The organism is Paenibacillus sp. FSL H8-0282 (assembly GCF_037963825.1).
GTDB lineage: Bacteria > Bacillota > Bacilli > Paenibacillales > Paenibacillaceae > Paenibacillus_AQ > Paenibacillus_AQ odorifer.
The window spans coordinates 3,350,352-3,372,312 of record NZ_CP150146.1 but is presented as its reverse complement, the minus strand read 5'-3'; the positions used below and the strand labels follow the sequence as shown (position 1 = coordinate 3,372,312).

The window sequence follows — 21,961 nt, the reverse complement described above, 5'->3', positions numbered from 1 at the left end:
TTTGCAGCGAGCAGAAGTTTAAATGTATTTGGTACATCTATACGTTCCAATTCTGTTGGCAGCAACTAACTTTCCGAATAATAAGTGTACTGAATACAACTATATCTTACTTCATCCGTTTATTGCCCAAGCTAGATGTATGAAATACACTTCGGTTAGCGATTTTCATGATTCAGACTCCATCTTATCTTAGTCTTTCATTGTTGAATTAATCTTCAGGTACAACTGCTTCAGTGGATTAACTATACTGCCGCTAAGCACTGAGATCAGCAGCCAGAACACTATGAACACTACGAGGTTCAGGGCGAGCATTAAATACTTAAACGTTCGCAGCTCTGCATTCATGCCATCTGCTGAGATATAGGTGACAATCCGCTCTGCCGATTCCGGTAGTGGATAGAGCAAAATCAGGCCGTCAGCCGTTTCCCGCTCCAGCAGATCTGCATCACCTCTGCCTGTACTATTTTGATCGATACCCTGTGTCACAGGCTCAGGCAAGGTAGCTTTTTCCGAAGTAACTAGTGCTGCTTTGATCTCCTGCAGGCGCTCCTTCGGGACATCGGCAGCACTCAATAGCTTCCTGTTTCCGGTCAGTAGGTAAACTTCATTTCCCCCGTAGATTGTATTCTCGCCAGATAGGTAGAAGCTGTAAAGCTTGTCAATCTCCACTTCGAGCGAGAGCAGACCGAGGACGTCTCCCATCGAACCCTTAATTTTTACTTCAAGCAACAGACGGTCGCGCAGATCCGAAGGTGCATTCATTAGATGCTCCCGGTTCAGCACCGTCCAGCGCAAAGCCTGCTCTCGGTTATTTAGAAATTGTTCCATCCCTGGTTCTTTTTTGATCTCTGCAAAGGGCAGCAACCCGGAAACATTGCTCGAGGAGTAAGTTCCCCCTGCTTCTCCCCAAATGTAAATGCCGAGAATGTCACTACTGGAAGAACGTATGCCCTCAAGTATCGGAGAGATTGCCCCGTCATATGTTGGTTTTTTCAGCGCATTCTGCACCACCTGGTTGTTGGATATAAGCTTCGAGGTCTCCTCCAGCCAGTTCATGAACAGAAGTGTGTTCTTATGCTGCTGGCCAGTGTACTGAACGGATAGCTGCCGCAGCATGTCAAGGCTTCTATGCTCCATAGTACGGTACAGAATGAAGCTCGAAGCGACAATATAGACAGTAATGAACAACACCAGGACTAGGCGGATATTGCGGCCGAACGATCTGAACATATGACTTCCCCATCCCCCTCCGGTGTATGAATCATGAAAACAAAATCAACTGAAATCAGACTAACAGCTAAGGTGACTAATGTCGATCTCCTTGTAAAAGGAACCCTCATCTGTCTCATGCACTTCATGATTAGGCAGAATTATTGTAATTGCCGATCCGGCTTGCCAAAAAGCTTTCATGTGGAAGATCTCCTGTCCTGTTACTGAACGGATCTCCCATTTGATGTTTATTGGGCCGATACTTGTACTTACGGTTCCGCTGGCCTGCCGCAGTTCTCCATAGTGGGGCTTTATAGTTATTCCCTCTATTCCTTGTTGGACACCCAATATCCCTCTGGTGAACTCAGTGATCGGCAGTGCGCTCCATGCGTGGCAGTCACTTCTGGTGCCGGTTGAATCTATTTCTGGAAGTGTAGTGAGATTAAGCTCCAACTGCTTCAACCACCGTGTCCATAGTCCGAACGAGCGGTCATACATTCCGCATTTCTCTAGCGCGCGGAATAGATAGTAGCTCATCGGCAACGAAAGCTTAGCCAGTGATGTGTCTGTTAACGTTGACTCCAGCAGTGCCGCCCCTTCTACAACATCCACTGTGCCCGCCAAAACCGCCCAGACCTGCGTGTGCTGGCTATGCTGCGTTCCCGCAGTTGCCTCCGGACTGTCGCGGAACAGCAGACTGTTCGTTAGCCGGCAGCAATCCATTACCGCAGCGTTGACCGCCGCTTTGCGTTGACGCAGTTCACCAGCAATCTGTGTCCAACCGCTGGCTGCAAGCAATTCAGCCGCTTGCTCCAGCGCGGCCGCATACATCAGGCTCAGTACGGTTGCGGGTGCATCATCCGTACAATCCGGTGCGCCGAGCGGCCATTCCTCCACCCAATCGAAGTAATTCCAATATTGGCGGGGCGTTCTGTCCACCAGACCCTCCGGAGTCAGATGTTGATCGAACCAGTCCAGCACAGATAACAGCGCTAACCGGTACTGATTCACCAAGGCCATATCCCCGAAGGATCTGTAGTGGTCATGAATCATTCCGATCCAATATAGGGAGAAGGAAGGAATGACCTGCGGCAGCACTGAGGGATAGCGACTTTGCAGCATCCCGTTTGGTAGCTGAGAGGCCTTATAATCTTCCATAGCTCTCCGCGCTAACCGGTCGTCCCCTGATAATAGGTACGTAAACTCCATCATCAGTTTGGTATCCATGGTATACTGCAGCTGTTCATAATACGGAGTATCCTCGTAGGTCTCATGCATGCAGCGCTGAAGTGTTCGTACACTGAGCTCCCATAGTTGGTTATATTGTTCATCGGAGCAGTGAAAGTTTCCTTCCGGCTGCAGTGGATATCCGGTCTCCCTATAGCTAAAGCTGGAAATCGTTAGAGGCTCGACACCAGCCTGCACTTCCAGCCGTACATAGCGGAAGGTACGGAACCAGAACGGTTCGTAGATTTCCTTACGCGCAGAGATGCCGTAACCTGCCGGGTGATAGCTATCGTAACCGCCTCTTAATACATGTTCCTTCGTATTATCGCGGACAGCTTTGCGGCGAATCTCATCATCCCCCGTTTCTTCTTCATAACACTCAGCGCATAATAGGGTAATCCGGCTACCTTTGCCTCTAAGAAGTCTAAGCTGCAAATACCCTGTGGTTAGCTCGCCAGCATCCAACTCCAACCAAAAATGTTGCCCTGCTTCTATTGTTATTCCAGCGGAAGGCAGTACTGCGTTGGGTGAAGCGCCGCCATCTCCATTTCGCAGATCCAGACTATGCCCTTCCTCAAAAAAGGCATGCCCTTCCCCGCTACTGCTGCGCATCAGCTTCAGAAAAAATTGCCCCCGCTCATACAACAGCGGAATCGGACGCCGGGCCAGCTGCCAAGGGGTTAATTGGCCATATTCATCCCGCACCGGTTGCACAATTCCGCTAGCAAGCCAGGCACTGTCATCATATTCGGGCAGTGTCCAATCCAGCAGCGCTGCGTCACCCTCCACTTCTTCCAGTCCACCCATCCAGCGTATGATCGGAAACTGCTGGAGCTTATAGCTGCGATCCTTAATACTTTTCCATGAGCTATCCGTATTTAGCTCCTGTACTAGCTGCCCGCCTTGTGTAACTGCCGCTTCCACAAGCAGCCCGCCTTTTTGCGAGCGCCAGACGGACAAAGGTCCGTCTTCACCCAGTTCAAAGGGCGTAGTCCCTGCATAATGAACGACCATAACAGCAAGCACATTTAAACCTGGTTGTAGAACATTGTCCAGACTGAATTCTTCATAATACTGTATATGACCATGTCCTTTACAAGGACCGGCCCATAAACGCTGCCCATTGACGAACAGCCTGTAGCGGCTGTCTGCGGTAATGGCCACATCCAGGGTGCAGGTCTTTCCGATACCAGCTGGCAGTTCGAACACTCTGCGAAAGTACGCACGCTCGTGCTGCTGTTCCCTATCCGCTGATCCTTGCTCCTCCTGCGGCCAGATCCAGCGTGCTCCCCAGTCTCCCCATTCTTTTGCTGCCATGTTATGCATATCTCCTTTACCTCATTTATGTAGTTAAGGCAATCTACGCAGAAACGGCATCGCCGCCCTTCAGAAGGACGACGTCGCCGTTGGTCTGCGTTTTATTTAACCTTATCGAGATAATCACGTTGGAATTCTTCGGCAGCCCTATCCAAGATCTGTTGCGGATCTGCGTTCTTGTCCGTCAGTACGGTTTGCAGTACGATATCCAGCTTTTGGTACAATTCCTGTGCGTTGACTGGTTCTTCCGCCCGCATGCCTTTGCTGCCATTGTCCATATAATCACGGAACAAATCCAGATTGACGTTGTTGTATTTGTCGAGAATCTTTTGTTCTTCTCCAATCCGTTTCTCATCAGTCCAAATCCGCAGCCCGTAAGGCCCTACGATCAGCCCTTGATCGCTCAGTGTCTTCTTCTCAATATCCCAACCGGTCAGTGCCTCTTCAGAGGACTCTGGTGTAAATCCGTAGGTTTTTAGCCATTTGAATCCGGCATCAATCTGCTCAGGTGTTACATTAGGCGAGAACATATATAGGCCGCCACCGAGCAGGGTTACAGGTTTCCCGATTGGTCCTACTGGAAGCGCGGACATTGCCACATTGTCCTTGGACATCTTAGTCTGTTGCTGGATGACCGGTGACCAGTCATTCGTGCCGAAGCTCATAGCGACCTGATCGGTTCCGAACAAGCGGAACATATCGTTCGTAACATCGACCAGATTGTTGTCGGGCAGTACATCATATTTCCATTTTAAGTCCTTCACATATTGCAGGGCCGCTGCTGCTTCAGGCGAATTGAACACCGCCTGCCATTTCCCGTCTACCTGTTTTTCAAATTCTGCTCCGTATGCCCAGGCAATGTTCATGAACATCCAACCGCCTTGACCACTTTTTGTAGGCAAGAACATTCCGGCTTTACCGGTCTTTTGTTTAATAATCTGCGCAGTTTCTGCTAGCTCTTCATATGTTTTAGGAAATTTAGGAATCCCCTTGTCGTCCAGCAGTCCAGCCTCCTTGAAAAGATTCATATTGTAGAGCATACCGATGACGTATCCGTCCTTCGGAATCCCATAATACTTGTCGTCCTTGGTAACCATTTTCAGCAGATCTGGATTGATCGCCTTGTCGTAGCCATATTTTTTCATCGTATCCGTTATGTCAGCCGCGTAATTTGCCTTGATGATTTTGCTTGTTTCTGTAAAAAAGGTTTCGTATACCGTCGGAAGCTGGCCGCTGGCCGCTTTTGGCAGGAATGAGCTGACATCATAACCCCATTCATCTTTGTCCACAATAATTTCCGGATAATTGGCTTTCATCTTCGCCATGACCTGCTCATACTGGGCGATTTTGGCTTCCTCATTCGGCTTTGGCCAGTTACTGACCTTGATCGTCACCTGTTGATTGCCCGCTGTCTCCGTCTTTCCTCCGGCATTCTTCTCATTGGAGCCGCCTCCGCAGCCAGCCAGTCCGGCAGAAAAAAGCAGCGTAAGTGCCAGTGTAGCTGTCAGGTTCTTGGTGTGTCCTTTTTTCAATGTAATTCCCCCTAGTCTTATTGTTAAAGCATTCTTCGCAACATGTAAAGCGCTTTCTTTTTGAATCTGAAATCATCTTAACATGCACCTTCTGCAGCACCCTACGGGGCAAAACTGTGAAATGGTTTGTGATCGGGTGATGTTACCCTTTAATACTGCCGCCGAAGGATTGCCCGTTCATAATGTACTTTTGGAAAAAAATAAACAGGATAATCGGCGGCAGAATCGCAAACGTCAACGCAATAAACTGTATGTCCTGCGGCAATGTCGCCTTCAGATTGTAAATAGCCACAATGACCGACCAGGTCGATTTATCCTTCAGCACCATAAAGGGCCAGAAGAAGTCCTGCCAGACACTGTTCATCGTAAGGATTGTAATTGTAGCCATAACTGGTCCGCTGAGCGGGAGAATGACTCGAATAAAAATACCGATGGTGCTCGCTCCGTCAATTTTGGCTGCTTCCAGCAGCGCTTGTGGGATGGTATCGAAAAAGTTTTTGAAGATCAGAATTACCACCGGATTCACAGCAGCCATAAACCACATCGGCCAGTAAGTATTGGTCAGGTTCAAGTGCAACAGCGGAAAATCAATCAGATTCTTAAACAGCGGCACCATGCCCACTGTATTCGGCACCATCATGGTCCACACGATCAGGGCAAACAGCAGGGCACTGCCCCGCGGCTTTAGCTTGGAGAAGAAATATCCGGCCAGTCCGTTAAAAGTAAGGCAGAACAGTACAGAACCTGCGGCCAGATAAGCCGTATTCAGATAATAACTGAGGAAGTTAAACTCCTGCCAGGTCTCCCATAGCTTGCCAACATTGAACGAGCGGGGGATCAGGGTGGGCGGGATTGCATAAAACTCTTTGATGTCCTTCAGACTTGAGACCATAATCCAGACCGGAGGCAAAATACAGACAGCGGCCAGCACAATCATCAGATTGAACATGCACCAATACAGCAGGCGCACCCAAGGTGATCTGTATTCTATATTGCCGATAATGCCATATGCTTCTTTAGTTTTCATAGCTTCTACTCCCTGTTCAATTTCTTATCCAGCCGGAAATAAATAATGGTAAGCACCATCAGGACTAGAAAAGTAATAACCCCGAGCGCCATTGAATGGCCTGCTTCAAAACTCCGGAACGCATAATAATAGCTTTGCAGCATCAAGGTCATTGAGGCATTGTTCGGTCCACCCTCAGTCATTACCAGGGGTTCATTGAAGATCTGGAATACACCGCTGATCTGCAAAATCATCATCAGTCCGATCATGCTAGAGATTTGCGGAATGGTGATACTTTTGAATCTCCGCCATACATTCGCACCGTCAATCGAGGCTGCTTCGTACAGATCATGATTAATACTCTGTAGACTTGCCAGATAAAGCAGCACTGTTCCCCCGAAATTTCGCCAGGTAATCGTGAAGATAATCAGCATTATCGTCATTTGCGGATCCTGAAGCCATTGCTGCACCGGAAATCCCATGGCACTCAGCATAATATTCAGCACGCCACCCTTTCCGGGCTCAAACAAAAACATCCATAACATCGAAGCGGCAATGCCGGGAACCATACTCGGAAAAAAGACCGAAAAGCGAAAAAATGACTTCCCATGTCTCAATTCATTAATCACGACAGCGACAATAATGGGTACGGCAAAACCGATCAGTAGTGACCAGAACACATACACAAAAGAGTTGGTCAATGTCTGTTGAAACGCCGAGTTCTGTATAACATCCTTGTAATTCTGCAGTCCGGCGAAACTTACGGCATTATAACCCTCAGTATTGAAAAAAGAGAGCACAATGCCCTTCACGAGCGGCTGCCAGGAAAAAAAGAAAAAGGCAAACAGTGTGGGTACAATTAATATCCAGGATGACCAATCTTTGAATAAACGCCGTACAGGATAACCTTTCTTTTTCTCTGTCATTAAAGGATTTAGTTCACTGGTTTTTCCAATCATGCTCCTGTCCTTCCTTCCTCCCGGAATCAAGCTTTAATCCGGTCAGGCGTTGTATAGTTGTTATACCTAAATGATAGCGCTTCCTACTGAGCGCCGAAATCCGGTAACCCTGCGAAAGCGTTTGTAAAGCTACTTATTTGTTGGCAAAAAAAAGCAGTGCACGCACCGGAATGGCCGCACACCACTTATGTTCATGTTATGGTGAATCGTTTAGGCCTCACTTAACCCTGCGCTGATGCAGAGGACGGCCGCTTCCGCCCGAAACGCTTCGCTCGCCGGATTGGGCTGCTCCTCCAAAATACGAAGCACCGACTGAGGCTCTACGCCGGGCTGTGGCACACGGGAGGGAGAAACTACGCTCCACTTCTGCTCACCCTTGAGCCTGTATGACAGCTCATAAAGATATAAGCCCGCATGTTGTCCGTCAGTGAGCTGGCTTACGCCATCCTGCCACGAGCAGAGTTCAAGCGGATGCTGTTTGTCCGGCAATACACCGGACGCCAGTGTGATGCGCTCATCTCGAACTACCTGCTGCTTCTGTTCCCAAGCCTGCTGATCTAGGATTCCCAGATCCAGGCGGTATTCCATTCCCGGCTCTCCATAAAGAGTCCAAGCCACAGGGCTACCCACCGCTACGAACTTAGGTGCTTCCAGAAAAACGGGTTGATGAGTTGGGACAAAACGTTCGGTCTGCTCCCACTCTCCCGCAGCCGGACTGCGTCTGCGATAATGCACCGTGCCCGTGAATTCGAGCTCCTGTTCCTGTAGCAGAGCTATTAGACATAGAGTAGCTTGCTCGTAAAGATCCGTGCAGTTGTTATGGCCGAAGCGGTATCCGATCTCATGGCGAAGCGGTATCCCGCGACTCCGGACCAAAGCCGCGAAGGAAAAGCTGAAGCGGCTAAGGGTAAAGGCATCATGCGTGCCATGGTTAATCAGCAGCTTTGTGCCACTCGCTTTAAGACCCTCCAGAAAAAATTCGGATTCCAGTCCGGTCGTTTCCTTTAGACTTGCAGAGTCAATAGTTCCCGTCAGAGTCTGTAGCAGAGTCTCGATTCCCGTGCTGCCGTTCTGTGGATGCTGCCAATCTTTCTTCCAGATTTCCCGGTAACCGGTGTCTACTTCCGCCACATGCCAGATCAGTGGGCAAGCTCCTTCGGCAAACTCACGGGTAAGCCCGTTCAGAATCAACGGCGGTGCATAACACAGTGTGTAGCGCACCCGGTAGGGTAAGCAAAGCGGATTGCCTCCAGCCAGCAGCGCAGTTAAGCCGCCGCGCGAACCACCTACAGCCACTACCTGCTCTGCATCACCGCCATAACTTTCTTGACCTCTGGTAATTGCCGCCCCAATGCCAGCATAGATGGAGCCTTGCAAGGAACGGCTGCCGATATATCCTCCTCCGTTCCACAGAATGCCGACAACGCCTTTGCCGGTGCTGGCCAGAGTCTTGCCGATGATTTCCAGAAATGAGGGACCTACCGTACTGAAGGTATTCTCATTGGCATCATAATAACCATTGAACAACAGTGGATATCCCTTAACATTTGCCGCGCTCCAAAAGGGCGGCAGAATATAGGAAGCAAGGCTATGCTGGTCATTCTCTGTAACTAGCAGACTGCCGCTGATGAGCTGAAATACAGGCGCATTACTTAAAAGTGAAGCATTGTCTGTGGATGCATTGCGGAAAACCACCGGAAATCCGAAGGTCTTAAGGATGCGGTCGCTCAAGGAAACTGCAACTAGATCATCTACAGCATAGAGACTGTAGCGGTCACCGATATAATGCTCGAATTGCGGAGTTTTAAAATTCTTATTTCCCTCGTTGCCTCCGAACAGCTGATGATCTTCCGTATTGTATACATAAGGGCTATCTGGGTCGCTATTGTAGAGCCGTGCATGCTCGGAAACAACCTTTTCCCCGGCTTCGTCCATCCGCAATGTCCCTATGCCATCTGTTCCGCCATAACGGAAGCCTCCTTTTCCCTCAGCAACGCTATTATCCCAGTGAGACACTACAGGAAGCATATTGGTCAGCATAGGACTGACTAATACAAATACCCCCTCCTCTTTCTCGGAGATCCCTTCTGCTGCTTCAACTTCAACAGTGTCTTCATGGAGGGTTGACCAATTCGCTTTCTGATAAGCTACTTCGCCGCCTCGCAAGCAAGCAAGCAGCAGTGGAGCGTTGTGCAGCCTTAAGTAATCAGCCACTGCTCTGCTAACAGGTATAGCGACAGGTGTAGATCCCTTGGCTTGAATAAACCGACTTAGCGGAACATGTACCTCCGGTACAAAACACAATGTTTTACTCACGATTTTTTTCTCCTCCAACCTGTATCATTCTGCTCTGTGCTGTTAGGAACGACATGAATCTAATTTCTGGCAAGCCATCTGTGATCCTATAATTTTCCCCAGACAGGAATCCTCCTGAGAGTTTAGGAGTGCAAGTAACCGTTACTGTTTTGGTCTCACCCGGAAAGAGGGTATGGAACTGCTCATCCGCTTCCATCCAGTAGCGGTCTCCCCTTTCCTCTGCATGGATATGCAGTAAAACTTCACTACCGGTATTTTGGACTGTAAAAAGGGCCTGCTGGCTCTTCTCCTGAGCACCCGTCGGCTGCCATAAACTCTCCTGACGCACCTCAAGATTGCCTCCTATAAGTGCAAGCGCGGGAGCATATGGATGCTTTTTATTGGTAGAGAATACATATAAATTCTGCTGTGGTGCTTCATCGCCGTCCTGGTAGGACAATCTGACGAAATATAAAGCATCCTCATGCTCTGGCACGTTGAAATTCAGCACCCCAGCGCCGACAGCCTGATCTTTGTTTCCCTCTGCCTCAAATGATTGCTGATAGATGCACCGTCCGACTGCATCGAAGACTTCCGCGTCGACTTCTACCCTGTGTCCATTTCCTCCATGCACGTATACATCTCCCTGAAATCCGGTGCTTGGTGTAAGCAGTAGACTGCGGTAGTCCAGCGAAACATGTAGCGGACGGAAGGCAGATTTCACCCAATGGTAGGCCATCTTCGTTTCACCGTAATAATCGACAAGGTTAGTGCAGGACACATTCGGCCACGGCTCGTTGAATTGCCATACAATGCTGCCGCTGTTTCGGAACTTACGGCGGCGGTTAGCCTCCAGCACGAACCGGATTCCTTCCGCCTGTATCCACTGGCTGCAGGCAGAGAACTGCTCCAAATCTGTCATGCTACCGAACATTTCTTCTTCACGGCTCAGCGTATCCCACCATTCCCCGTGATGTCTCCATATCGCGTTGTTCTCCATAGAAACCGGTCGCCGGTTGGTCTCACTCAGAAATTTCTCCAGACTTTTGAGAGAACTCAGACCGTCCACCCCAAATTCGCTGTGCAGCAGATTATCGTTGCTGCCATATAACTCGTAGTGATAAGGGTTTCCCATATACTTCCAGTAACCGTGCACATCATGCCCCTGACCTTTGGCATCCGTAATATATTCTACCGGGCCGGAAGCTGAGGTCGGTAGGAAGAGTCGCTGCGGATCATACTGTTCTACCAGTTCTTTCAACATCGCCAGATTGGAATCGCTGCTGTCGGAAGGCTTATTTGGCTCACTCATTAATTCATTGCCGCCGCTCCATACCGTTAGCGATACATGATTGCGTTTGTCACAGAGCGCTGTGCAGGCAGTCTTGTGAAGCAGCTCCAAAAACTCCGGCTGCTTCGAAGGGATATTGTCAATACCTGAACTCGACTGAATGAACTCCTGCCAGACCATAATGCCGTTCACATCACATAAGTCGTAAAAAGCCTTTTTCTCAATGATTCCACCGCCCCATACCCGAACGAGATTAATATGAGCTGCTTTCATCAGACGAATCATCAGTTGATATTGTTCAACCGTTACATTCCCGTAGAGATGGTCCAGAGGGGTCATATTTACCCCTTTCATATAGATCTTGCTTCCGTTAATCACCACTGTATATGGTAGGGCGTTGTCTGGACTGTCTACATTGTGGATATAATCGAGCTTGCGAATGCCCGTTTGAAAGCTCTGGGTATCCAACTCCGTTCCAGCTTCATCCAGTAGCTTTAGTTCAAGATTGTACAGTGGCTGCTTTCCATAACCGTTTGGGTACCATAGCTCAGGTTCGGGTATGTCCAGCTCCGCGTTCAGAAGCTCTCCAGCTCGAACTAGTCGCGATTGAACCAGCAGCGGATTCCCCTCCGGATCAGCACAGGTGATGCACGCTGTCAGTGTCCCATCATCTTCAGAGCCAGCCATTCGCTTGATTCCTGCTTGAATGGTAATTCGACCAGACGAGATCTGATTTCTATCGTTCTCGCCAAACTCCGCATCTGTAGTGATCGACACATCATCCCAAGAGCACTGTTGATGTACCCTCAATACCACATCATCCCAAATTCCGACATTGACCAACCGGGTAGAGAAATCCCATTTATAATTAAAACGGCTCTTCTGCGTGAAGGTAGCCGAGGTTTTGCCGATTTGCCCCATTTCATCTGGCGCCTGCTTCAACAGCACTGAAATTTCAAGGCTTTCCCGCCCGGAGAGCAGGTCTGTAACATCAAATACAGCCGGCTCGAACATACCTTTATGTTCACCCAGCAGTAAATGATCAGCGTATACCGAGGCTTCATAGTCCAGTCCCTGAAAGACCAGTTCAACTCTGGCTGCTCTCAGCTCAGGCTGCTTCAAGGTCGTACGGTAAACCCACCAGCGGTTCTCCACCCATTCACAACTCAGGCTATTTAACTCTTGATTAGGGTTGGTAATCCAGCCCTGTCTGAAGAGATCATAGTGAACTCCACCCGGCACAGTGGCAGGCATCCAGTCCGTAACCCCCATCAATTCCTGTCCCAGCTCCATACTGGTGCCCTTTAGCGGAACCCAGGGCCAATACCCTTTGACTTCCCACTTCAAATCGTTCAATCGAATTTCATTCATGTCTTCCCGTTCCCCCAAACCCTGCTAAATTTGGCGCTGTTCCTGACGATGAGCGGCTCTGGCGCCATTCGTTAATGCGCTTACAACTTTAGGTGTGCAGCTTCATTACCAATGATAGCACCGGGTTAATGTTTTCAAAGGTCTCCAACCCTGTGAAATCGTTTGTAAAACTGCTCAGTTGCTGATAAACACAAACAACCCCTCTAGGCTGGAGTGAGGCTTATCAGCAATCATCTATAGAGGTGGCTTTTTAAGGCTTGTTTTGTTTCGGAGCCTCTGACTCCCGTGCTTTACCAATACGTGTAATACGTCGAACGCGAAAAAAGGAGTTCCCTTGAGCCGCGAAAGGCTGCTTGGTGAACTCCTTTACAGAAGTTCTAAGAACTATTGCAACAATGTAGCACCACCTATCGGACATAGATGACGCTAAAAGCAGTATTATTGTACTTTTGGTGGGCTAACGGTCCCCATAGCCACTATCTGTATGAAATACAACACATATGGACCTCTTTTTAAGCAATAGCGTCACTGGAGTCCGAAATGTTGTTCAAAAGGCTGAAAATTAGTAAATAGTGTCATCTGGGTCCGAAACCCTCAGAGACTCAGATAACGATGACACTGTTGAAGCTGGCGGCTACCAATAAACTAAAAGCAGCAAAAAACTAAGAGCAGCGAATCTCTCTTTATTAAGAGAATCGCTGCTCTAGATCTTTTTACGATGAAACCGTCTGTCTTACTCAATGAAGAAAGTAGTTTTTAGTATAGCGCCCTTGGACTGTTCATCCATATGAAATGCGATAAGGAGCCTTAGTAATCGCCTGCCTCTACCTATTGGATCAGCTCAAGAAGCTCCGCAACATTCGCCTTGTACTGTGGTTTGAAATCATCTGATTTCATATAACCCGCAAGGCTGGATAAGAACTGTCTGCCTTCCGGCGTATCGCTAACCTTATCAGCATCCAATGCGCATATCAGCAGGTTGCCTGCTCCTACACTGCATTCCACTAGGAAACTCAGCTTATGATTGCGTTCAAAATTATCGATAGTCTGCACTACGGGATTCCAGTTGCGGTCTGCCGCATCCATGATGAGCGATTTCGAATTCTCAACAATACTCCACCAAGGATAGGTAGAATATTCCTCGCTCGGGAACTCACGAAGCACCGGGTGCTTGTTATCAATCAACATCCCCATAGTACCAATGGGTACTGGCCGGTTCATGCTCTCTGAGATCGAGCGGAACATTGGATAACACCAGAAATCTGTGCAGTAATAACCTTCAACAGCATTTTGGAGAGATTCCGGGTTCGGCATAAGCAGCACATTCTCACCTTGCTCCAGCAATGCAAGCGCATCATCAGATAGCTTGTCGAAGACATGGACACCCTCCAGCATGTTGCCACTCTTCACTGGATAAATCCACAGGTCATAGCTCTTGCGGATATCTGTTCCCTGTATGGAGAGGGATAATACGATAGTACTCATCCGTTCAACTACAGGTAGTTTTATTGCCAGATCGCAGATATCGATATAATTCGTTCCTGCAGGTACGTCCACCTCGGTTGAACCTGAGGCGAGTATACCGTAATCCTCGGTAAGCTCCCAATGCAGTTCAAATGTACTCGGCATACCACTGCGGAAACAGCTCAGTTCGACATGGGCATCGAACGTTTCACCAGAGACATAGTTATACTTGGGAAATCTCGCCAACAGAACGGCATCATTACAAAAAGTTCTCCAGTCCTCAGCACTTATCATTCCTTTGGAATCCATAAAGGCGTCGAGGACACCCACCAGCGCCGTTCCCTGGCCACTGAAATCCTGCAAATCAAGCAGTTGGAAACCCGCAAGCCGACGGGAGCGGAATGCCGCCTCGAGTTCCTCTTTGTAGCAAGCTACTGCCAGTTGCCCCGAGCATTCGAAATATTTGGCGGCCAAATGACCCAGCCCTTTACTTTCCAGTCGTTCACGGAAAATTTTGAAATTCTCAGCTTTGAGCGGACCGTTGTATTTATCGATTTCCTCATAATTAGGATAGGTAGCATACTGTCCGATCTCATGCGAGATTACCGGAATGTGCGGTATCCATTCTGCGGAAGCGTCTCCAGCCTTCACCGTCTTGGCTTCCGTACCATACTGGATCTGGATCTCTCCGCCAGCGGCAGCTTCCATCCCCTCTCCGTTGAAGAGATCCTGAGGGACGATCTGATCGTCATAGTCTTTCATCGTGCCTGGCAGATCAATCTGGACATGACCTAATGGAGCATCACACATCGCATAGGAGCCTCTGAACAGCCGATCTCTGGAGAAGCGCACGCCGCTGAAGAAATCGTCATGTTCCAGAATTTCTGGCACCCATTGGTGGTTATTGGACCCCTGTGTATAGAGAATCCGATTATCAAATGCTTTATAGTCCTTTAGGAAGGAATCAATCTTAGCTTTGCTGCCCCATAGCTCGTTGCCAAGCGACATCATCACGAAGGAGGGGTGATTGCCAAAAGCCTGGAGAATGGCATAGCCTTCGCTGATCAGATAGTCCTGCTCCGCCTGATTATGGCCCTCGTCGGTTTCTTCCGTGATTGTTCCCCAAAATGGAAGCTCTGGTTGCATGTAGATACCGAGCATATCCGCTGCGGTGAAAGCAGCTTCCGGCGGACAGCAGGTATGAAAGCGATAATGATTGATGCCGTAAGACTTGGAGATGCCAAGGATTCTTACCCATTCCTCGACGTCAGTCGGGGCATAACCGGTAAGCGGGAAGATTAGGCCGTCATGTTTGCCGCGGAGGAAGGTTTTTTGTCCGTTGATTGTAAACTTATCGCCCTCTGCCCGGAATTCCTTCAATCCAAAAACGAGCTCCTGTCGGTCCATTATATATCCATCGCTGTCTTTCAAAACAAGGTTTATGTTATAAAGATTGGGAGCGCCTTCACTCCAGAGCAGCGCGTCTTGACCAAGCTCATAGTTGAAGGAAAAACTACCCGGTGAGACTGGGTACTCCCGCTGGTCCACAGCATGTGTATTGTCGCTGTTGAAGCTCTGCGCAGACACTGTAAGTATAGATTCGTTCCTGCTGTCCAAGGTTGCCGTGATTCGGACTGAGCGGGCTGAGAGATCCGGATCGAGCCGGATGCCGCTGAGCCGTGACTCACCATAGAACTGAAGCTCCATACGTCCGGTAATCCCATTCCAGTTGGTCTGGGTATCCTGCGACGTTAAATGTCCACCTTTGGTTGGGTAACCAGTATTGTCCACGCGGATGGTGAGCGTATGATTCCTAGGTTGAAGCTGCGGCAACTCGTATATATGTGGGGTGTTCAGACTGTTACGGCTGCCTATTTCCTGATTGTCCAGCCATAGAGTCGTCAGCCTCGTGCGTTCCAAATATAGGAAGCAGACTTTGCCGGCTAGTTCTTCCGGAATGACGACCTCTTTTGAATACCAGACTTGCCCTTCAAACAAATACTCATCCGTTAATGCGCTTACTAAAACATCCTCGTTCTTCGAACCTTTGCGTGCGTAGGACGTTGTTCCCGGCAGTGTGATAACATCTGTAAAAGGCAATGCCAGTCCTTGATTTCCCTCATCCAATTGCAACTTCCATTCGCCTTCCAGGCTGATCTTTGTCTGCAAAATATCACTCCTAATAATGATAATCTCTGAACTCCTGAGGTGTAGTGCCGGTTGTTTTCTTAAAAAGGAAGGCAAAATAAGCCGCGGTTTGAAAGCCCACCTGTTCGGCAACCTCGTAGACCTTAATATTGGGGTCACGAAGCAGTTCCTTGGCTTTGTTCATACGCGCTTCCTGCACGAAGTCGGAAATCGTCCGGCCCATTTCTTTCTTGAAGAGAACACTTAAATAGCTGTGATTCAAGTGGAACTGCTCAGCAAGCTGCTTAACAGTCATGTTCTCATGCAGATGCTCCTCCAGTTGGCGGGCGACCCGCTGGATAAGGTTATGCTGCTGAGCGACCTGCTCTCTTTGATTAAGCTTAGCATATTGCGCCAAATATTCCAGTACGACCTTCCTGACTTCATCTACGCCTGTACAGTCGATCAGCCGCTGCCACATGAGGATGTTCATCTCTGAATCCTTCTCATGTATACGCTTCAGTTTTCTGGCTAGTTCACTAAGCAAACCCATTCCGAAAGCCTGCACATAGGAAAAGGATACAGGCTCTCGCGCAAGTAACACTTCGAAAGCATGATTGAAATAAGCGGAAGCTTTATCGCTCTCTCCTCTGTCCAGTAGCTTAACGATTTCCGGAATGTATTCTTCACGCAACCGGAAATCATGATATTCATTCATCAAGTTCCGGTCGAAATAAAGGATTTGTCCGTAGCCGGCCAGCCTGGCACCGGTCATCATATGCCTTACTTCCTTATACAGCAACGGTATTTCCGTCCAGAACAAACACTCTCTGCTGATTCCGACCGAGACGGAGGCTTTATACTGCTCTCTTAGGATATCTTGGATAAACGCAAGCTGCTTCTCAAGTCTTGCCCGCACCAATGGCGTTGCGTTCAGCACAATGACGGCCAGTTCATCCGCTCCTGTCTTCCCTATATAGGTACCGGAGAAACCAGATAGACCAGTCTTAACGCAGTTCAATAGCCCTTCGCTAAGCAGGATCCGATCCTTGGCATCATACGGATTATCTAGGAACCTGCGGTCATATCCAAACAGGAATAAAGTTGCCTGCCATTCCCCATTAGGCAGATCCAGCAGGCGCCGCCAGGATTCGAGCAGCTCATCACTGTGGATCCAGCCTTCGACCATATCTTTGACGAAACGTTCCTGCAGCACCTCATAGCTCTCTGTAACTTTCTCCCTAAGTACAGTGGTTTCCTGTTCAATCTGTTTTTTCTTCTCAACTACTTCTCTGAACACAGCCAGTTTCATTTCGAGTTCTTCCGTCTTGATGGGCTTCAGAACGTAAGCTTTAGCTCCCAGATGTATAGCCTCCTGCACAAATTCAAACTCGTCATATCCACTGATCATCACAGTCTGTAAAGACTGGAGTGTCGGATAATCCGCTCTGCATCTGGCGAGCAGTTCGATCCCTGTCATACCGGGCATCGAGACGTCAGCGATCATCACATCCACAGGAGTTTCTCCTAGAATCGTTAGTGCTTCTTCACCAGATAATGCAGTTAACGGTTCCTCATACCCCAGAGCTTTCCAGCCAATATGACGAAGAAGCCCTTGAATCTGCATAGGCTCGTCGTCGACAATTAATGCCCGCATTAAGCTCCATCCCCCTTTTTTATCTCAGGACTTTCCTTGCAAACAGGGATATCAATGGTTACACAAGTCCATTCGTCTTCTACACTTTCAATCTCAAAGCGGCCCTCTGTGCCAAAATACAATGCAAGACGTTCACGGATATTGTTCATCCCGAATCCGTTTTGCGTACCCGTGTAGCTGCCGGCACGGATCTGTTCCAGCTTCTCACTGCCAATCCCTTTTCCATTATCAAAAATCTGAAACTGCACCGTATTCTCCACTCGTTTGATCGTAATTTGTATAAAAGCATGAGTTCTAGTTGTGATGCCCCCGTGCAGATAACAGTTCTCGACCGTTGGCTGTAGGATCAGCTTAATGCTGTACAGGTCAAGAACGTCCGGCTCTACCAGCCACTCTACGGATACCTGACCGGGATAACGCAGCTGCTGAATTTCGATATACGCCTTAAGATGCTCAATTTCGTCACGGATCAGCGTCACATTAACCCGGTTATTGAGTGCCAGCCGATAGAATGTCGTCAGCGCATCTATGGTTCGGATTTGCAATTCGTCCTGCTGATCTAATGCCCGCCAACGGATCAGACTTAGCGAATTATAGATGAAATGAGGGTTAATCTGTGCCTGCAACGCCCTGAATGATTGCTCTCGCTCTTTGAGCATGGCCTCTGTATGTTCTTCGACCAGTTTTCTCAAACGGCCAGACATGGAATTGAACAATACCTCAAGCTCCCCCAGCTCATCGTTGTCACGGTTTCTCACTGTAACTTCGAAATAGCCCTGTGAGATATCTGTCATCCTGGTGCCCAGCTTGCGGATCCGCCAAATCACATTTTTAAGTACAATCATGATTAGAAAGATGGACAGCAGCAGGAAAAAAGCAATACCTGCTCCGATATAGTACATAATCCGCGTAGACTGCTCCTCCAGTCGGTCAAGATGCACAAGTGCGGCAACCGTCCAGCCAGACTTAATCTCCTGAGTGATCAGCATCATCCCGCTTTTTGTCGCTGAGGTTTCCAACGAATTGTTCCAGTACTGACCTAAGGAGGATGAGGATAACCGGCTGCCAATTTCAGAGGGCTCCGAGGATGCAATAATGCGTTCGTTGTCGTCAACGATATACAATTCTCCGGCCCCTTCAAAAGGATGTTCGAACGATTCCATGAAGACACCGTTATAGTTCAGTAACAGGTACACAATCCCGTAAACATCTCCATATGCGTTCAGAATTTTATGGGATACCACTAGCTTAGTCCTGTCGTCAGCTGCATTAGTCCATACCAGATTGTCTGTTGTGCGAAGCATTTTCGTATACCAATCCCGCTCTCGAATTCCCGAAAGGCTACGTTCTTCCGGCTTCCACAAAAGCCCTCCATCTTGCACTAGTGTATCGTTGGTATGATAGATTCGGAAATTCTCAATCCCTGGCAAGTATTTACTGGTGAGCAGGAAGGAACGGTCCACATAATTGACCGTACCCAATTGTTCATCGATATCCGCATAGTCCCTGGCTAATCTAGAGATCAGCTCACCATCCGTAGCCGTTCGGGTAGCCAGCAGATCATAGCTTTGCTTCCTGAATTCAATACTCTGCGCACTTTGCCGAACGGCTTCCCTGATCGTAAGCATATAATTGGCCCGCACCGTATGAAGCATCATGTACCCTGCACCTGCAGCCAGCAGTACGGTGGGGAGAAATACAATTAGTCCGTAGAATAATACAATTTTACTCCTCAGGTTCATGGAACGGGTCATACGGATGATCCATTTCTCTATTTGTTGTTTAATCATAGATTCCCCCCATGAAGTGCAAAGGGAGCCCCCTCCAAGTGAGAGGTGCTCCATTAATTTTTTATCGTTTACGATCCGCGACTGAAAGAGCATCACGGTTGTCTATTGCAAGGCTGTTACTTCCTCCTTGTACGTATCCAGCCACTCCTGCTTGACTTCACTCCAGTGCCCACGCTTCTCTAGTGCTGCTTGGAAATCGCTCCAATTCTTTTCGAATTGCCCCTCGTCTTTGGCCATTAAAAGCTTGGCTCGATATTCCTTGCGGATATTTTCGATCTCCGGTGAATATTTCTCCCATGCGCCGCCCTGTTTCATCTGGAATAGATCATAAGGCTCTGCCACGCGGATCGTTCCCATTTTGCCGATAGCTTCAGTGAACTTAATGGTCTTAGCAGCTCCGGCTTTTCCTGCATCCTCTGTGTTCCACCATGGGTACCATTCATTGCTGTAAGAGGCAGTCATGTAAAGCTCAGGGGTGACTTTAGCTTTTTGTGCGGTGTCTCCGGAATTGCGGCTCGTCTTGTAGGTTTCGTCTGTGAATTTCCATTTGCCCAACGGTTGATCAATCCAATCCCAGTATAATCCCGCCGGTCCTTCATTAATGACCTGCTGCTGCTCGGGTTTTGGCTGCAAGGTATAATCGAAGAATTTCAGAATAGCTTCCAGATTTTTAGTTTTTTCACTAACATAGACATCATAGCCTGGATTCGGATTGGTAACCTGGTTAATTCCGACTTTCTCTACACCATCCACTTTAGGAAAAGGGATCGCTTCGTAAAACCACCCTGGCTCTGTTGGGCCGTCCAATGTCTCCCAGGCTGAGGCAGGAATGTTCCAGAAGCTGCCGACATTGAAGGCAATACGACCCGATTTGTTCTTTTCTGTATACTGTTCTCTTTTGCTGGTGACGACCTCTGGATCGATCAACTTCTCCTGGTACATCTTGTTCATCCATTGATAAGCTGCTTTATAATTGGGATCGTCGTAAGCGAATACAAAATCATCGCCGCGTTTGTCAACGCCATTACCTGCTGTAGTCACCCCGAATGCTGTCAAAATCGCGTTTTCATCGCTCCAGCCCAGATTATCACTAGTGTCCATCAGGAATGATAGCGGAATAAGCGATTTGCCGGAAGCATCCTTCTCTTCTGCAGCTTTCCGAAGGAAGGTCTCAACTCCTTCTAACGTTGCTAAGTCCTCTTTGGTCATACCTGTTTTCTCCAGCACATCACTTCTGACAATCCAGGCTTGAGATGCCCAGCCTGGCCACGGATCTTCCGGGTTTTGGTCAAACCAGGTAGGAATGGACCAGATATGGCCCTCATTATCCTTCATAAGTTCCAGATACTGCTTTGGAATAGACGCAAGTCCTGGATATTTGTCAGGCATGTCGAAATACTGCTCTAGCGGCATTAGCTGTTTCGACCGGTTCATCGCGCTTTTGACCGTTTCGTTTCTGCTGAAGATAGCTGCATCTTCAAAGCCACCAGTGTTTATCTTCAAATTAAGTGCAGTCATCGCGTCGCCTTGAGTGGTTTCCAGCTTCACATTTACTCCAGGCTCCTGTTCACGCCAATATTTCTGGACCAAACTATCATTATTGATGGTTGCCGTCCATCCAAGCCAGAGATTAAAAGATGTCGAGCCACTGGCGGGCTGGTTACTTGACGTTTCATTGTCGCTTCCAGGCTTGTTCGCAGTATTCTCACCTGATCCGGAGCATCCGGCAATAGACATCAGTAAGGTTGCTGCAGCCAAAGCGGCTAGACCCGTTTTTTTGAATATCATTGATTTTTCCCCCTGTTCTATTATTGAAAATCAGCCTTTTACTGACCCTACAAGAACTCCTTTCACAAAATATTTCTGCAGGAACGGATACACGCACAGGATGGGGATTGCACTCACCATAACGACTGCCATCTTAATCGACATCAGCGTAATGTTCTGCATTTGTGAGCTTCTCGCCAAAGCTTCCTGGTTGGTATTCGAGCCAAGGACAGCGGATAAATCCTGAGCAGCGAGCAATTGCTGCAGGAAGGTCTGCACCGGAATCAGGTTCTGCTTCGTGACGAAGAAAGCACCGGCGAACCAGTCATTCCAGTGTCCCACTGCGGTAAACAATCCAAGTGCGGCAAGCATAGGTTGAGAGAGTGGAATAATAATCTGAATCAGAGTACGAACAGGACCGGCTCCATCTAGTTCAGCGGATTCTACCAGAGCTTCAGGGATTCCCTGTATAAACTTCAGCATGACAAACATGTTCCAGACCGAGAACAGCCCGGGAAAAATATACACCCAGAACGTGTTGATAAGCCCGAGATTATTAAGCTGAATATAGAAAGGAACCAGTCCTCCACTGAATAGCATGGTTAAAAGAATATAGCCTAGAATCGTGCTTCTTAATGGAAGGCCGCGGTAGGACAAGCCAAAGGCCACCAGAAGTGTGACGATAAGTCCTGCGAATGTGCCAATGACTGTCCTAGCGATTGTAATTAGATAAGACTGGCGGATAATCTCATTTCCTAATACAATCTCATAATTAATTAATGTGAAATTCTTGGGCCATAGATACACGCCACCTTTGGCCGCACTTGCACCGTCATTCAGTGAGATGGCCAGCATGTACAGGAATGGATATAGTACAGACAAGCACAGACCGGCCAGTACTATGACGATGACGTATTGAGCTATTTTTTCACCTCTGCTGAGCTTCATA

At 48.4% G+C, this 21,961-nt stretch carries 12 protein-coding genes; all 12 read right to left on the bottom strand.

Annotated features, from left to right (window positions below; genetic code table 11):
- Nucleotides 1-189 precede the first annotated feature (189 nt).
- The 12 genes from NST94_RS14820 to NST94_RS14765 all read right to left on the bottom strand — a co-directional run bounded on the left by NST94_RS14820 (nucleotide 190) and on the right by NST94_RS14765 (nucleotide 21,960).
- On the bottom strand, nucleotides 190-1,230 hold the full coding sequence (locus NST94_RS14820; RefSeq protein WP_280752977.1) for a hypothetical protein: 1,041 nt from the start codon (nucleotides 1,228-1,230) through the stop codon (nucleotides 190-192).
- 60 nt (nucleotides 1,231-1,290) lie between these two features.
- On the bottom strand, nucleotides 1,291-3,753 hold the full coding sequence (locus NST94_RS14815) for a hypothetical protein (RefSeq protein WP_280752976.1): 2,463 nt from the start codon (nucleotides 3,751-3,753) through the stop codon (nucleotides 1,291-1,293).
- A gap of 101 nt (nucleotides 3,754-3,854) precedes the next feature.
- Entirely contained in the window at nucleotides 3,855-5,285 is a 1,431-nt protein-coding gene (locus NST94_RS14810) for an extracellular solute-binding protein (protein WP_081383668.1), read from the bottom strand.
- 142 nt (nucleotides 5,286-5,427) lie between these two features.
- Entirely contained in the window at nucleotides 5,428-6,312 is an 885-nt protein-coding gene (locus NST94_RS14805; protein ID WP_280752975.1) for a carbohydrate ABC transporter permease, read from the bottom strand.
- A 5-nt stretch (nucleotides 6,313-6,317) separates the two neighbouring features.
- Nucleotides 6,318-7,250 carry a sugar ABC transporter permease gene (locus NST94_RS14800; RefSeq protein ID WP_197740348.1) on the bottom strand — a complete coding sequence of 311 codons (933 nt, stop codon included), beginning with the start codon at nucleotides 7,248-7,250 and terminating at the stop codon, nucleotides 6,318-6,320.
- Nucleotides 7,251-7,460: 210 nt separating this feature from the next.
- Nucleotides 7,461-9,566 carry a hypothetical protein gene (locus NST94_RS14795; RefSeq protein WP_076276559.1) on the bottom strand — a complete coding sequence of 702 codons (2,106 nt, stop codon included), beginning with the start codon at nucleotides 9,564-9,566 and terminating at the stop codon, nucleotides 7,461-7,463.
- The gene (locus NST94_RS14790; protein WP_076276558.1) at nucleotides 9,559-12,207 is read right to left on the bottom strand and encodes a glycoside hydrolase family 2 TIM barrel-domain containing protein; all 2,649 of its coding nucleotides are present in this window, start codon (nucleotides 12,205-12,207) and stop codon (nucleotides 9,559-9,561) included. Before NST94_RS14790 ends, NST94_RS14795 begins: the two co-directional genes overlap by 8 nt.
- An 828-nt stretch (nucleotides 12,208-13,035) precedes the next feature.
- Nucleotides 13,036-15,840, bottom strand: coding sequence for a glycoside hydrolase family 2 TIM barrel-domain containing protein (locus tag NST94_RS14785; protein ID WP_280752973.1), 2,805 nt, complete (start codon nucleotides 15,838-15,840; stop codon nucleotides 13,036-13,038).
- A 10-nt stretch (nucleotides 15,841-15,850) separates the two neighbouring features.
- Nucleotides 15,851-17,455 carry a response regulator gene (locus tag NST94_RS14780; protein WP_280752972.1) on the bottom strand — a complete coding sequence of 535 codons (1,605 nt, stop codon included), beginning with the start codon at nucleotides 17,453-17,455 and terminating at the stop codon, nucleotides 15,851-15,853.
- On the bottom strand, nucleotides 17,455-19,245 hold the full coding sequence (locus NST94_RS14775; protein WP_076184638.1) for a sensor histidine kinase: 1,791 nt from the start codon (nucleotides 19,243-19,245) through the stop codon (nucleotides 17,455-17,457). The genes NST94_RS14780 and NST94_RS14775 overlap by 1 nt, the downstream gene beginning before the upstream one ends.
- Before the next feature lie 102 nt (nucleotides 19,246-19,347).
- Nucleotides 19,348-21,033, bottom strand: a complete 1,686-nt coding sequence (locus tag NST94_RS14770) for a hypothetical protein (RefSeq protein WP_248548284.1) — start codon at nucleotides 21,031-21,033, stop codon at nucleotides 19,348-19,350.
- Nucleotides 21,034-21,063: 30 nt separating this feature from the next.
- Nucleotides 21,064-21,960: a carbohydrate ABC transporter permease gene (locus NST94_RS14765; RefSeq protein ID WP_036677267.1), complete on the bottom strand. Its 897-nt coding sequence runs from the start codon at nucleotides 21,958-21,960 to the stop codon at nucleotides 21,064-21,066.
- Nucleotide 21,961: the final 1 nt, after the last annotated feature.